General features: G+C 73.1%; 7 protein-coding genes. 1 reads left to right on the top strand and 6 read right to left on the bottom strand.

Features of this window, described 5'->3' with window-relative positions; genetic code table 11:
* Positions 1 to 34: 34 nt before the first annotated feature.
* The 4 genes from ACWDY5_RS33375 to ACWDY5_RS33360 are packed head-to-tail and all read right to left on the bottom strand — an operon-like array spanning position 35 to position 6,633.
* Positions 35 to 3,157: a BTAD domain-containing putative transcriptional regulator gene (locus ACWDY5_RS33375; protein ID WP_449726124.1), complete on the bottom strand. Its 3,123-nt coding sequence runs from the start codon at positions 3,155 to 3,157 to the stop codon at positions 35 to 37.
* Entirely contained in the window at positions 3,148 to 3,735 is a 588-nt protein-coding gene (locus ACWDY5_RS33370) for a hypothetical protein (protein ID WP_449726123.1), read from the bottom strand. Before ACWDY5_RS33370 ends, ACWDY5_RS33375 begins: the two co-directional genes overlap by 10 nt.
* Entirely contained in the window at positions 3,732 to 3,878 is a 147-nt protein-coding gene (locus ACWDY5_RS33365) for a hypothetical protein (RefSeq protein ID WP_449726122.1), read from the bottom strand. The genes ACWDY5_RS33370 and ACWDY5_RS33365 overlap by 4 nt, the downstream gene beginning before the upstream one ends.
* 13 nt (positions 3,879 to 3,891) lie before the next feature.
* Positions 3,892 to 6,633, bottom strand: a complete 2,742-nt coding sequence (locus ACWDY5_RS33360) for a polysaccharide lyase family 8 super-sandwich domain-containing protein (protein ID WP_449726121.1) — start codon at positions 6,631 to 6,633, stop codon at positions 3,892 to 3,894.
* 103 nt (positions 6,634 to 6,736) lie between these two features.
* Here ACWDY5_RS33360 and ACWDY5_RS33355 point away from each other — a divergent pair, with 103 nt between their 5' ends.
* Positions 6,737 to 7,864: a substrate-binding domain-containing protein gene (locus ACWDY5_RS33355; protein WP_449726120.1), complete on the top strand. Its 1,128-nt coding sequence runs from the start codon at positions 6,737 to 6,739 to the stop codon at positions 7,862 to 7,864.
* Here ACWDY5_RS33355 and ACWDY5_RS33350 read toward each other — a convergent pair.
* Together ACWDY5_RS33350 and ACWDY5_RS33345 are read right to left on the bottom strand one after the other, a co-directional pair.
* Positions 7,782 to 8,786: an AraC family transcriptional regulator gene (locus tag ACWDY5_RS33350; RefSeq protein ID WP_449726119.1), complete on the bottom strand. Its 1,005-nt coding sequence runs from the start codon at positions 8,784 to 8,786 to the stop codon at positions 7,782 to 7,784. The two genes, ACWDY5_RS33355 and ACWDY5_RS33350, sit on opposite strands and share 83 nt — an antisense overlap.
* A gap of 52 nt (positions 8,787 to 8,838) precedes the next feature.
* Positions 8,839 to 14,322: an ATP-binding protein gene (locus tag ACWDY5_RS33345; protein ID WP_449726118.1), complete on the bottom strand. Its 5,484-nt coding sequence runs from the start codon at positions 14,320 to 14,322 to the stop codon at positions 8,839 to 8,841.
* Positions 14,323 to 14,672: the final 350 nt, after the last annotated feature.

Genomic DNA, 14,672 nt, shown 5'->3' with positions numbered 1-14,672 from the left:
GCCACCACGGTGCGCGGGGGCGATGACATCCGGCTTATACGGCGCTGACGGCGGTCGCGTGCGCGGTAAGGAGCGCGAGTGCCTCGGGTCTGGGCAGCTCCGCACCGGCGCGGTAGGCGGTGGCGTAGCCGTCCTCGCCGAGGTGGGCGGTGAGGGCGGCGGACAGCTCGCGCAGTTCGGGGTCGCCCTGGTCGGGGGTGCCGCGCAGGGCTTGGCCGAGGCCGAGGGCGGTGGCCGCGGCGGTGGGGTCGGACTCCAGGAACAGGAGTGTCGCCAGCTGTTCGGCGGCTGGGGCCGGTTCGTCGTTGGCCAGGGCTCCGGCGATCGCGGCCGGCAGCAGGTGGCGGGCGGCGGTGGTGTCGCCGGTGGTCAGGTGCAGGGCCAGCCTGGCTGGGGCCAGCCAGTTCTCCAGGTCGGGGACGCGCAGTTGGCCGGCCAGGTCGGCCAGCCGGGCCAAGACTTGGGCGCACCCGGTCAGGTCGCCGCAGCGGCGGTGCAGCTCGGCGCGGGCCCTGCCGAGCTCGAGCCCCATGTGGCGCAGGCCGTCGGCGCTGACCAACCGGTCGGCCGTGTCCAGGTCGCGGGCCGCGCCTGCCAGGTCACCGGCCCGCATCCGCACGGTGGCCAGGTACGCGAGGAAGGTGATCTCGTCCTGCGTGCCGGTGGCGGTGGCCAGGGCGCGGGCGCGTTCCAGGCCGGCGATGGCCGCGGCGTGCTCGCCCTCGACGGTGTGCGCGGCGGCCAGCACGCCCAGTGCCACCGCGGTGTACAGGCGGTCACCAGTGCGGGCCAGCTCGCGGGCCGCACGTGACCTGGCTTCGGTCAGCGCGGGCCAGTCACCGCGTTCGCCGGCGATTCCGGCTGCCAGCAAGGACATGCAGGCCGCGGCCCAGGGATCGGGCCGTGCGCGTGCGCTGGCCATCTCGCGTTCGGCCAGGGCGGTCAGGCCCAGCCGGTGCGCCATGGGCAGCGCGACCACCAGTAGCAGCGGATACCGTTGCAGGGCACCGGTTTCCGCGCAGTCCTCGATCAGCTCGCGCACCCGGTCCGGGTCGGTGGCCGGGGCGTGCACGCCGATCAGGGCGTCCAGTGCGGTGTAGGCGGCCAGGGCGTCGGCCGGCAGCAGGTCGCCGAGGGTGAGGAGCTCGGCGATGAACGGTTCGGTGCGGGCGTCGTAGCGGACGGTGTACCAGTACCAGTGCAGCAGGCCGAGCAGCTGGACCGCCGCGGTCGCGTCCCGGTGGTCGAGGGCGGCGCGCAGGGCGAAGACCAGGTTGTCGTGCTCGGCGGCGAGCAGGGCCAACGTGGCGGGCTGGGCGTGCGTGCGGGCCAGGGGTTCGTGCTCGGCGGCCAGTGCGGCGAAGTGGCCGACGAACCTGACCCGTACGGATTCCCGGTCCGCGGCCAGTTCTTCGGCGGCGAAGGCGCGGATGCTCTCCAGCATCCGGTAGCCGTTTCGCCGCTCCACCAACGATTTGTCCACCAGGGAGCCGAGCAGGTACGGCACGTCGGCGGCGGGTAGCCGTGCGTCCGCGCAGACCGCCTCGATCGTCTCGGCGCTGGTGGTGGCGGGGAAGAAGGCCAGGCGGCGGGCCAGCACGCGTTCCGGCTCGGTCAGCAGGTCCCAGCTCCACTCGATCACCGCGCGCAGGGTGCGCTGGCGGGGCGCTCCGGCGCGGTTTCCCGTTGACAGCAAACGGAACCGGTCGTCCAGCCGCTGGGCGATCTGGCCGATGTCCATCGAGCGCAGCCGGGCCGCCGCCAGTTCCAGGGCCAGGGGCAGGCCGTCCAGCCGGCGCACCACGTGCAGCACCGAGTCCACAGTGGACTCGTCGAGGGTGAAGCCGGGCCGGACGGCGCTCGCCCGGTCCAGGAACAGCCGCACCGCGGCGGATGTGGTGCTGCCGTTGGCAGGCAGGTCGAGTGGGCCGAGGCGGCAGAGGGTCTCGCCGAGCACTTCCAGGGGTTCCCGGCTGGTGGCCAGGATGGTCAGCCGGGGCCGCTTCTCCAGCAGGCGCTGGGCAAGCAGGGCGGCTTCGGCGACCAGGTGTTCGCAGTTGTCCAGCAGCAGCACGGCCTCGCCACCGCCGATGAGTTCCGCGACCCGGTTCAGGGGTTCACCGGCGTGGCCCGCGCGGTTGGATCCGCTGAGCGCGCCGAGGACCGCCGCGGTCAGGCCCGATGGTTGCTCGACCCCGGCCAGCGGCACCAGCCACAGCCTGCCCTCGCGGTAGGCGCGGTGCCGTGCGGCGGTTTCCAGCGCCAGCCTGGTCTTGCCGACCCCGCCCGGTCCGACCACGGTGACCAGCCGGGAGGCCGCCATCAGCTCCGTCAGCCGCGCGAGCTCGTTGTCCCGGCCGACGAAGGAGGTCAGCTGGGAGGGCAGGCGGCCAGGGGCGGTGCGGGCCGGTGGCTGGTCGAGTTCGCCGCGCAGCACCGACAGGTGGGCCTGACGCAGGTCGGCGGCGGGGTCGACGCCGAGCTCGTCGGCGAGCCTGCCCCGGATGTCCTCGTAGGCGGCCAGGGCCGCGGACTGGCGTCCGGCCGCGGACAGGGCGCGCATCCGCAGCGCGGCAAGGCGTTCGCGCAACGGATGTTCCGCGCAGGCGGACTCCAGGTCGGCCAGCACCTCGTCGTGCCGGCCGAGGCGCAGCTCGGCCTCGAAGCGGTCCTCGGCGGCGGTGACCCGCAGCTCGGCCAGCCGCACCGCGGCGGTCTCGGCGAAGGGCGCGCGCACGTCGGCGAACGCGGGTCCCTGCCACAGCGCGAGCGCCTCGGCCAGGGTCGCCGCCGCCTGTTCGTGGTCGCCGGCCAGCTCGCGCCTGCCACGGGCGGCGAGTTCCTCGAAGCGGTGCGCGTCCACCTGGCCGGCGGGCAGGGCGAGGCGGTAGCCCATCGGCAGCGACTCGACCACCGCCGTCGGCAGGGCCCGGCGCAGCCGGTGCACCAGCGCGTGCAGGGTGTTCGCGGTGCCCGCGGGTTCGGTTCCCCAGATGTCCTCGATGAGGGTCTCGGCGGGCACCGTGCGGCCCGCGGAGAGCGCGAGCCGGCCCAGCAGCGCGCGCAGCCGGGCGCCGGCGATCTCCACCGGTTCGCCGTCCTCGCCGAGCACCCGCAGCGGGCCCAGCACCGCTATCCGCAGCACGGTCAGGAACACTCGAGGTCGTGCAGCCCGGGGTAGACCGGGTTGCCGGGCGTGCCCCGGACGGTCAGGATGCCCGAGCTACGCCAGGTGAGCTCGTAGTCGCCCTGGGCGACCGGGCGGCCGCCGTCGTCGGCGAACCAGGACCCGCGCCGCAGGCCGATCCCGGCGAACTGCACCGCGTAGACCTCCCCGTTGCCGGAGAACAAGAACGAGGTCTCCCGGACCACGGCCTGGCAGCCGTTCGGGCCGGGCGGTTGCAGCACCCGGTAGTCGGCGTTCAGGTCGCCCAGCGTGCCGAGGAGCGCGCCCAGGCCGGTCAGCACGGCCAGCCACACCACGCTCCAGCGGGGCAGCACCCGCCGGATCTTGGCTTCGGGCAGGCGGATCGCCACGCCGTAGCGCCACAACGTCACCGAGAGCACCAGCAGCACGCCGCCGAGTGCCCAGCCGGGCAGCACCCACCCGCCGAGCACCAGCACCAGACCGGCGAACCACCAGACGACGATCACCACGAAGGCCGTCACCAGGACGCCGATTGCGGTGCCCACCACGGTGATCGACCGGGCGGCGGTGCGGAGCTGTGATCTCACCAGTTCACTGTAGTCACGCGGAAGAACCCCTTGCCCGCCCTCGTCATCCCCGGGACCCGGCGCGACCACAGTGAATCGGAGGTCCCGGCCTGGCGGAGCTCGGCGGCCACCCGATCGGCCTCGGCGAGCTTCGGCTCACCCATGCCGCAGACGGTATCAACCGAGGTCCAGCGAGTTTCCGAGCACCACTTGCAGGGTCGCCGGGCCGCTGGTGACCACGGCGAGGCCGGGCTCGTCCTGGTACAGCGCGACCGCCAGCTTGCCGCCGGAAGCCAGTGCGGTCACGTCGAAGGCCAGCCAGTCGGTGGCGGTGCTGGCGGTCGCGGCGCCCGCGGCGGGGCCGAGGGCGGGCCTGGTGTTCCAGGTGACCGTGGCCGGGTCCCAGTCGGGGCTGATGCCGTAGGCGCGCACGCCGGTCTGGGTGCCGCCGGAGTCCTCGACGCGGCCCTTGACCCACAGCACCGCGCGGTCGATCGGGCCGCTGGGCAGGGCGAAGCGCAACAGGGCCTGGCGGGTGTAGCCCGCGCCACCGGCGACTCGCTTGATCACCAGGCTGGACTCGTTGTCGTAGTTGGTGTTCGCGTGGGAACCGTCGCGGACGTAGGTGTCGGCCTCGGCCGTCCGGAACTCGGCGCGGCGGGCCGGCTGGGTGCCGCGGGTGAGGCGGATCGTCCTGGTCGCGCCGAGGGTTCCGCCGGTCTCCACGAGCAGCTTGACCGTGGGGGCGGAGCTGAGCAGCGTGCAGCCGGGCGTGGGTTCGGCGAGCCGGAAACCGGTGCGGGCCAGCTCGACCAGCCTGGTCGCGGCCGTCCTGGTCGGGTCGGCGACCGCGAGGGTGAGCGAGCCGCCCTGGTGCTGGGCGAGCACGGAAGCCGGGCCGTCCACGGTGATTCCGGCGGCGGTGCCCGCGGTGAAGAAGTTGGCCGCGGTGATGCCGGTGCGGCGGTCGGTCACCGCCTGCACGGCCGCGGTGTTCGCCAGCACCCTGGCTTCAGCGTTGGCGGCGTAGGCCTTGGTGGCCTCGGCGGACGCGCCGGGCAGCAGGAGGTAGGCATAGGAGGCTCCGGCCGGGTTGAGGCCGTGGTCCAGCCACAGCGTCAGGTAGGGGCGGGTGATCGCGGTGGCCGGTCCGGTGGTGCTGATGTCGCGCCAGCGCCCGGTGCGCTGCTCGCGCAGGGTGTGCACGGCGGCCGGGGCAGGGAAGACGATGCCGCCGACGCCATCGATGGCCAGCCAGCCGGTGCGCTCGGGCGGGCCGCCGGTGGTGAGCTCGGGTGCGCCGTTGCGGTTCTCCAGCACGGTTTCCACCCGGTCCACGCCGGTGATGCCCGCGCCGAGGGCGATGACCACCTCGCCGAGGCAGAACCAGGACTTCTTGGCGGTCAGGGTGTTCTGGTGCGCCTGGAGGTCCAGGCCGACCGCGCCGTGCTTGCCGGACAGGGAGGCGCCGCCGGCCCAGGTGGTGCTGGGCAGGGAGGCCGCGCCCGCGCCGTCGGCGAGCCGGGTGGCGCTGACCGTGGTGCCGGGCAGGCGATAGGGGTCCACGGTGGGCCAGAACTCGTCGGTGAAGTCGCCGGGCCGGGCCGTGGTGTACAGGTAGGTCATGCCCTCGGTGGTGTGCCAGCCGCGCAGGTTCTCCCCGTTCATCGACTCGAACCGGTTCATCCTGGCCGAGTTCAGCGCGATGGCCAGCGCCCAGCCGGGGCCGCGGTGCACCACCCGGTCCATGCTGGGGAACTGCTTGTGCCCCACCGGTTCCGGCCGCACCGGGATGCTCGCATCGGCCAGCACCGGTGCGGCCAGGGCGATCTGGGCGACCGTGCCGTGCGCGCTGACCGGCCGGGCGGTGTTGGCCAGCAGCCAGGTCTTGGCCAGCGAACGCAGCTCCGGGTGGCCGGAGCGGGCCAGCAGCAACAGGTCCCAGGCGAAGTACAGGCCGTCGTCGGCGTCGCGTTCGCCGGTGCGCGAGATGGCCCGGCCGCGCACGAAGTCGAAGACCCTGCCGCGGAAGACCATCGGCGCGTAGGCCGCCGGGACCGAGGCGGGCACGTTGGCGCGCAACGGATCGGTGACGTCCCAGCTGGACCCGGCCAGCAGCAGGAACAGCTGGGCCAGCCGGTTGAGGATGACGTGGCCGTAGGTGCCGGTGTAGGGCACGGTGTCGTGCTGGACGAACGAGCCGTCGGCGTACATCCCGTCCCCGCTGCGGGTGTGGGGGAACAGGTCGGACAGGCTGTCCCTGGCCACGGCCAGCGCCTCGGCCTTGGCGCCGAGGATGCCGCGCAGGGCGACCACCAGGGCCAGGTCCGCCCGGTTGGCGCCGGTGGAGACCTTCCTGGCCGGCATCATCCGGTAGGGCGTGGGCACGAAGTGGTCGACCGCGGCCAGGTGTGCGGCGAGCTGGGTCTCCGGGACCGCCAGCAGCACGCACAGGTCCAGGAGTGCTTGCGGGGAGCCGATTTCCCAGTCCCACCAGTTGCCGTACTGCCGCTGCCCGGCCCGGTAGGTTTCGCCGAGCACGGACATCCCGTTGACGATCTGGGCGGCCAGCTGAGCATCACCGGTCAGCGAGGTGCCGGGGGTGGCGTGCGCCAGGGCCATCAGGCGGAGCCGGGTGAGGCTGGCGGTCAGGTTGGCCGAGGAGGAGCCCAGCGGCAGGTCCGGCCAGAGCGAGCCGGTCATGGTGTCCCGGTGCCGCCGGGCTTGCTTGTCCAAAGTGGACAGTGCGGTGCGGAAGACCGGGTCGGCCGGGTTGATCGCGCCACCGGTGAGGGCGCTCGCCCAGCGCTGGCGCAGGGTGTCGAACTCGGTGGCCGCGGCGGCCGCGCCCAGCGGCACGGTGGCGGCGAGGGCGCCGGTGGCGAGCAGGAGCTGGCGGCGGGACAGGGGGAAAGACATCGCGGCCTCCCTACTTGTGCTCCTGCGCACCCTCCGACCAAGATGCCCCAACGGTCAACCTTTCCGCAGACAAGCGCACAAATGTGCACAGACAGGGGTGGCGGTGAACGAGGCCCTGCTGCCGCAGGAACGGCACGAGCTCATCCTGGCCGAGGTGCGCAGACGCCGGTCGGTGCGCGCCGCGGAACTGGCCGCCCTGCTGGGCGTCTCGGGCATGACGGTCCGGCGCGACATCGGCCATCTGGCCGAACGCGGCCTGCTCACCAGGGTGCACGGCGGCGCGGCGGTGCTGGCCGCGCAGAAGGCCGCAGCGGCCGAACCCGCGGAGGTCGTCGTCGGCATGGTGTCGCCGTCGACCGCCTTCTACTTCCCGGACATGATCCGCGGCGCCCAGTCCGCGCTGGCCGCCGCCGGGGGCAGGCTGGTGCTCCAGGTCTCCCGCTACGACGAGCAGGAGCAGTGGCGGCAGGCACGGGCGATGGTGGACGCCGGCGCGCGCGGACTGCTGCTGACTCCCGCGCCGGGCACCGTGATGCGGGACTGGGTGCGCGAGCTGGGCGTGCCGTGCGTGGTGCTGGAGCGGCAGGTCAGCGGACTTGATCTGTCCGAAGTGGACTCCGTGCGCTCCGACCACGCGGCCGGCGCGGCCAGGGCGGTGGCCCACCTGGCCGCACTCGGCCACCGGGGCGTGGCGCTGCTCGCGGTGGACACGCCAACCAGGCCGGGCATCCTGGAAGGTCACGCGGAAGCCGTTGCGGCACTGGGACTTTCCGCCGCTCCCGTGCTGCCGGTCAGCCAGGACGAGCGGGCCGGGGCGGTGTCCGCGCTGATCGAGGAGTGCGCGCGGACCGGTACCACGGCCGCGCTGGTGCACAGCGACCAGGACGCCGCGCTGCTGCTCCAGCGGTTGCGCGCGCGAGGTCGTGTGGTGCCAACGGATTTCGCGGTGGTCTCCTACGACGACGAGGTGGCCGCGCTGGCCGACCCGCCGCTGACCGCGGTGGCCCCGCCCAAGGCGCACCTGGGCCGCTGCGCCGCCGAACTGCTGCTGGCCCACCTGCGCAACCCGGCCGCGCCGGTGCGGCACGTGCGCATGGTGCCACGCCTGATCGTGCGTTCTTCCTGCGGCGCGGACCCGGTGACCTCGGTCAGCCCGGCTGGCGCAGGGTCTGCGAGGGCGGGCAGCCGTAGGTCTCCCGGTAGTACTGGGCGAACCGGCCCTGGTGGGTGAACCCCCAGCGGCGCGCGATCTCGGCCACCGTGCCGTTGGCCCGCCCGCAGGCCACCGCGAGCAGCTCCTGGTGCACGTTGTCCAGCCGCACCCGCCGCAGGTACTCCAGCGGGCCCATGCCGAGGTGTTCCTGGAAGTCGCGCTGCAACTGCCGCACCGCCACCCCGGCCGCCGCGGCCATGTCCGGCACCGAGATCGGCCGGTCCGCGTGCTCTTCGCAGTAGACCATCGCCCGCCGCACCGCGGCCATCGGCAGGCCGGCGGCGTGCCGGTCCAGCTCCTCGCTCAGCTCGTGCGGCTGCGCGTCCAGCAGGGCCTGCACCAGCAGCTGCTCGAAGTGCCGCAACGCCAGCGGCGAAGCGGCCAGCAGCTGCGCCCGCTGCGGGTCCGCCCAGCCGTTGATCAGCTCCATCAGCCCGGCCACCGCCGGAATCCCTTGGCGCAGCATCGGATCGAAGCGCAGCTCCCGGCTCGGTTCCTCCCCCAGCCGCACCCGCAGCGCCTCGGTCACCCTGGCCTTGGGCAGTACCAGCTCCCGCACCCAGGTCCGCGCGGGCACCACCTGCCGGTGCCGTTGCCGCGGCGACTGCACCAGGCTGTCCATCGGTTCCAGGCCGTCGACCTGGAAGTGCCCGCTGCGGCCGGGAAAGGTCCGGATCACGTAGTGGTCCGCCCTGGCCCGGCCGCGCACCTCGAACTCGGCGTCGCCGGCGGTGTCGGCCAGTGAGGTGCCCATGCCGTAGGGCAGGGCCGGATCCGGCACCCCGGCCAGGAAGGTGACCCAGAACCGCGCCGATTTCGGGGTGGCGGCGTTGATCCAGGGCAGCTCGGGCGGCGAGTACTCGCCGTAGAGCGCCTCCAGCACTTCGAGGCTCGCTCCGCTGAGCACTGCCCGCCCCAGCGGTGAAGCCTGCTCACTCATCCCGGCTCCCTGGTGGCGGGCACCGGCCACGGCTGGCCGGTGCCCGCGCTGCTCAGCGCTTCATGCCGTGTTCGATGGCCTCGATGATCCGCGGCCGCAGCTCGGCCACGCTGATGATCGCGTCCACCGAGCCGACCTCGACCGCGCGCTGGATGCTGTGCACCCGGTCGAACTCCGCGGCCACCTCGCTCACCTTCTCCGCCCGCACCGAGGAACGCACCTCGGCCAGCTGGGTGTTCAGCCCGGCCCGCTCCGCGCCGCTGGCCGCGGTGACCATCGCCTGCAGCTCAGCCACCCGCGGGTCGTTGGCGGTGCGGTTGTTCACCTCGCCGGAGAACACCACCGCCGCCGCGGGCGCGCCGCCGAGCACCGAGGCGAAGGAGCCCTCCAGCGCCAGCACGGTCATGTTCGGGTTGAGCGCCTTGGAGAACACCACGAACGCGCCGCCGTGGTAGCGCGAGATCACGCAGAACACGATCGGGCCCTCGAAGTTGACGATCGCCCTGCCGATCTCCGCGCCGTACTCCAGCTGCAGCTTGCGCATCGACTCCGGGGAGCCGTCGAAGCCCGACAGGTTGGCCAGCACCACCAGCGGGCGGTTGCCGGAAGCGGAGTTGATCGCCCGCGCGGTCTTCTTCGAAGAGCGCGGGAACAGGGTGCCCGCGGTGTAGGTGTCCGGGCCGTCGGTGGGCGGGAACCCACGGCGGGGCACCGAACGGGACTCGATGCCGATCAGGCAGACCGGGTAGCCACCGATGTGCACGTCCTGCACCGCGGAGGTCTCCGCGTCGGCCATGCCGGCCCAGCGCTCCAGCACCGGGTGGTCCTGGTCGGACAGCGCGCGCATCACGGTGCGGATGTCGAACGGCTTCTTGCGGTCCGGGTTGTGCTCGGCGGAGAAGATCTCCCCGACGGTGGCGAAGTCGCTGCCCACGATGGCGTGCGGGTACGGCGTGACGTCCCGGTTGACCGGGTCGTTGGTCACCGCCCGCCGCGGCGCGGCCTCACCGGGCACCACGTAGGTGTGGTCGTAGTGCGACATCAGCACATCGCGCGCGCCGGCCAGGTTCGGCGCCCAGTACTGGGCCTGGCCGTTGGGGCCCATCACCCGGTCGTAGCCGCCGATGCCGAAGTTGTCCTCGGCCGAGACGCCGCCGGAGAAGTCCAGCGACTGCTTGCCGGTGAGCACCATCGCCGAGTCCGGCGTCATCACCAGGATGCCCTTGGTGTGCATGAGCATCGTGGCCTCGGCGTTCCAGTACGGCTGCGCGCCCACGGTGATCCCGGCGACCACGATGTTGATCTCGCCACCGGCCTGGGTGAACTCCACGATCCGCTTGAGCGCGGTGGCCACCCAGTCCATGTTCTCGGTGCCGGAGGACATCGAGATCCGGGCGCCGGAGGAGAGCGCGAACCACTCCAGCGGCACCCGCATCCGCTCGGCCAGGTCCAGCGCGGCGATCACCCGCGAGCACTCCGGCTCCGACAGCGCGCCCAGCGCCTTGGTCGGGTCGCCCAGCAGCACCACCCTGGTCACGCCCTCGGGGTGCCGCTCGGTCGGTGTGCTGACCACCCCGGCCACGATCGCGGCGGCGTTCTTGCCCTTGGGCCGGTCCACCGGCACCAGCACGCCCTGCTCGTCCAGGTCGTGCTCGGTGAACACGCCCTCGTTGCCGGCCAGCAGGTCGGTCAGCTCGTAGGGGTAGACGTTGCCGCGGCGGGCCGCGCGCAACACCTTCTGCCGGTAGTCGTCCAGTGGCCGCACCGGTTCGGTGTCCGGCTCGCCCACGTGCAGGTGCGCGCCGTTGCCCGGCTCCAGGGTGATCCGCACCGACACCTCGGCCAGCTCGCGGTTCGCGGTGCGGCGGCGGGCCAGGAACTGGACCTCCTCCAGCCCGGCGCCGGTGGCGGTGGGCAGGATGCGCTGGGTCAGCTGGTTCAGCTCGTCGGTGGACAGCTCGGTCGACGGCCAGACGTACATCATGATCCGGTTGGTGTCGAACCGCTTGTTCTGCGGGCGCTGCGCCTGGATGTCGCGGATCGCGCCGAGGCAGGTGGTGATCGCGTCCTCCAGCGCGGGCAGCGCGACCAGGCGGCCCTCGGCCTCGCGCAGCGGGGTCAGGTCGCGGACCTGGCCCATCGCGATCAGCCGCTCGTCGGCCGGGTTGGTCTTGGCCACCGCGCGGAACAGGTAGATCTCCTCATCGGCCGAGGGCAGCCGGGTGAGGTCGAACTCGCGCAGTCGCTGCAGCTGGAGCCGGTCGGCGATCTGCGGGTGCAGTCCGCGGATCAGCCGGTCCTCGGCGAAGCCGTCGCCGTCGGGGCGGAAGGTGAAGTGGTGGTGCATCACCGCGCCGCTGGTGCCGGCCACCGCGGTGGTGATCCGGCGGACCGCCGGGGGCGGCGGGTGCTCGGTGAGCAGCTCGCCCAGCCGCACCGACATCGCCTCCGCGTCGGGCTGGTCCTCCCAGGTGACGTAGAGGTCGGCGACCAGCTCACCGTCGGCGACACCGTCGGCGAAGGTGCCGAGCGCGCCGATGGCGGCGGGCAGGGAGTTGATGTCCACCGCGGTGGTGACCACGCGGGCCACCCCGTCCGGGCCGGTGTGCTCGGCGGTGACGAACGGGCAGCCCGCGGTCTCCCTGCTGGTGACCTGGGAGAGCCAGCGGTTGCCGTAGTAGCGGCGGGTCAGCACCTCCAGCAGCGGCGCGTGGTCCCGGCCGGGCCGTCCGATGCGCTGGCCGATCAGCCGGACCAGCGGCTCGGAGCAGGACACCATGGCCTGGATCCGCTCGGCGCGGTCCGGGGCGTCGGGGTTGCGGTCGAGGTAGCGCAGCTCGCCGCGCACCTCGGCGTAGACCTTGGCGCGGGTGCGGCGCAGCAGCGGCTGGGCGAACCAGCGGAACACCACGCCGCGGGCCAGGTCCGAGACCGCCGGGAAGCGCACCTGAGTGGCCTGCACCAGGTGTTCCAGGGTCAGGCCCGCGCTCTCGCGCATCGACTCCAGCGGCGGCGCGCCGGCCAGCCACTGGCGCAGCACCTCCGAGACCACCGCGACGTCGGTGGCGGTGCGCTGCTGGGCCAGGAAGATCCGGAAGACCGCGGCCTCCAGCTCCGGGGTGCGGTCCAGCTCGGTGACGCCGTAGTGGGAGAGCACCTGCTGCAGCTTGGCCTGGAAGCCCTCGGTGACCCCGGCGCGCTCCACGTCCAGGCTTTGCAGGTAGCTGTGGAAGTACTCGCGCGGGCTGTGCACCGGGCTGTGCGGCTCCACGTCGAGCTCGTTGCCCGGCTTGTTGCGGCTGAGCTCGGAGAGGTCGGCGAAGACGGTGAGCAGGTCCAGCTCACCCGGCAGCGGCCTGCTGCCCAGCTCGGCGCGGGCGGCCAGGTACTGGCTGAGCACGCGGTCGCGGTCGTGCGGGTCGACGTCGAAGCCCAGCAGCAGGCTGCGCAGGTCCTGCAGGCCGCGCTCGGCGCGCTCGGCCGCGGACACCCCGACCGGTTCGGCGGGCAGGTCGATCTCCACCGCGCCGGTCTCGGCGGCGGCTTCCACCTCCGCGCCCTCCTCGGCCAGCGGCTCCAGGCGCATCAGCGGGGTGCCGGTCTCCACCTGGCTGCCCACCGACACCGGGCACTCGCGGACCTTGGCGCGGAACGGCGCGCGCAGCACCATCTCCATCTTCATGCTTTCCAGCACCAGGATCGGCGCGCCGGACTCGACCTCGTCACCGGCGGCCAGCGGGGTGGCCACCACCAGCGCGGGGGCCGGGGCGCGGACCACGCCGCCCTCGTCGCGGCTGATCCGGTGCGTGACGCCGTCCACCTCGACCAGGTGGATGGGCCCGTGCGTGGCCGAGACCAGCCGGAACCGGCGGCCGTTGACCAGGATCTGGCCGCAGTGCTGGTCGAAGCGCTCGACCTCGACGTCGGCGTGGTGCACGTCGCCGCCGCCGGAGACGCCGACCCGGAACCGCTGCGGGCCGACCCTGGCCACCCACACCCGGTAGCCGACGCCGCGGAGCTTGAGGTCCAGCGGGCGGCCCACCTCGTGCTGGGCCTGCGGGCGGCCACCGTGCGCGGTGGAGATCAGCCGCTGCCGGCTCACCTCTTCCTCGTCCTGGTAGGCCTCGATCGCGGCCGCGGCCAGCGCGATCGCGGAGTGCCGGTGGTTGACCAGGCGGCCCTCGGCGCGGACCCGGTCGATCCAGCCGGTGTCCGCGGTGGCCTCGACGACCTCGGGCTGGTCGAGCAGGTCGAGCACGAAGCTCTTGTTGGTCGCGCCGCCCTCGATGATCGCGGTGGTCTCGGCCATCGCGCGGCGCAGCCGGCCCAGCGCCTGCTCGCGGTCCCGGCCGTAGGCGATGATCTTGGCGATCATGGAGTCGAAGTCGCCGGGGATGGTGTCGCCCTCGGAGACGCCGGTGTCCACCCGGATGCCGGGGCCTGCGGGCAGGTTCAGCCGGGTGATCCGGCCGGGAGCGGGGGCGAAGTCGCGGTCGGGGTCCTCGGCGTTGAGCCGGGCCTCCACGGCGTGGCCGAGCTCGGCGGGCTGCTCACCCTCCAGCAGGCCGCCACCGGCGACGTGCAGCTGGAGCCGGACCAGGTCGGTGCCGGTGGTGATCTCGGTGATCGGGTGCTCGACCTGGAGGCGGGTGTTGACCTCCAGGAACGCGAACAGCTTCTCGCCGGGGTGGTAGAGGAACTCCACCGTGCAAGCGCCGCGGTAGCCGACCTTGACCGCGAGCCGCTCGGCCGATGCCTTCAGCTCAGCGGTCTGCGCGGGCGCCAGCACCGGCGAGGCGGACTCCTCGATGATCTTCTGGTTGCGCCGCTGCACCGAGCAGTCGCGCACGCCGAGCGCCCAGGCGGTCCGCCCGTCGGAGATGACCTGCACCTCGACGTGCCGCGCCCCGGTGACCAGCCGCTCCAGGAACACCACGCCGGAGCCGAACGCTCGCTCGGCCTCCTGCCGGGTCAGCTGGTAGGCCTCGGTCAGCTGCTCGTGCGAGTCCACCCGGCGGATACCGCGTCCGCCACCGCCCGCGGTCGCCTTGAGCATCAGCGGATAGCCGATCTGCTCCCCGGCCCGCAACGCGTCGTCCAGGGTCGCGACCTCGCCGCGACTCCACGGCGCGACCGGAACCCCGACCTCCTCGGCGATCAGCTTCGCGCCGATCTTGTCCCCGAGCTGCCGCATCGCCTCCGCGCTCGGCCCGACGAAGGTGACCCCGATCTTCTCGCACAGCTCGGCGAACACCGGGTCCTCGGCGACGAAGCCCCAGCCGACCCACGCGGCATCGGCCTTGGTCTCGACCAGCGCTTTCTCCAGCACCGCGTAGTCGAGGTAGGGCCGGGCCGAGGCCGGACCGAGCGGATAGGCGACATCGGCCTCCCGGACGAAGGTCGCGTTGCGGTCGGCGTCGGTGTAGAGGGCCACCGTCTCGATCCGCTGCCCGGTTTCCGCCGACAGATCCCGGACGGCATGGATGAGCCGCATCGCGGCCTCTCCACGGTTGACGATGGCGACACGACTGAACACCGGCTGAGCCTCCCAATAACCCGCACGCGGAAGGCGACGTCCGGGTCCCGGAGCGTCGCCTGCACCGCTGTATACCCTGCTGGATTGGAGCCCGGCTCAACTATGTTCCAGATCGCGCATGCCGAGGCCCTTGCCTTGTAGGAACCCTACAAAGCGCGAGCCGCACTACACCACCGAGCGCCCGATTCACACCAGATCTGCCACAAAGAACCTGTGAATTCAGGTTACGGCGCCGGGGCTGTGACCACCGGGGATGGGGCGGGACGGGACCGACCGGTGAGTAGGTTCGGCGGCCGGGCGGGCGATCGCGACGGGTCGGGCCAGGCAGGGCGCGGCGGGCGGGCGCGGCG

It is taken from the genome of Crossiella sp. NPDC003009 (genome assembly GCF_053591555.1).
This window is presented reverse-complemented; position numbering and strand designations above follow the sequence as displayed.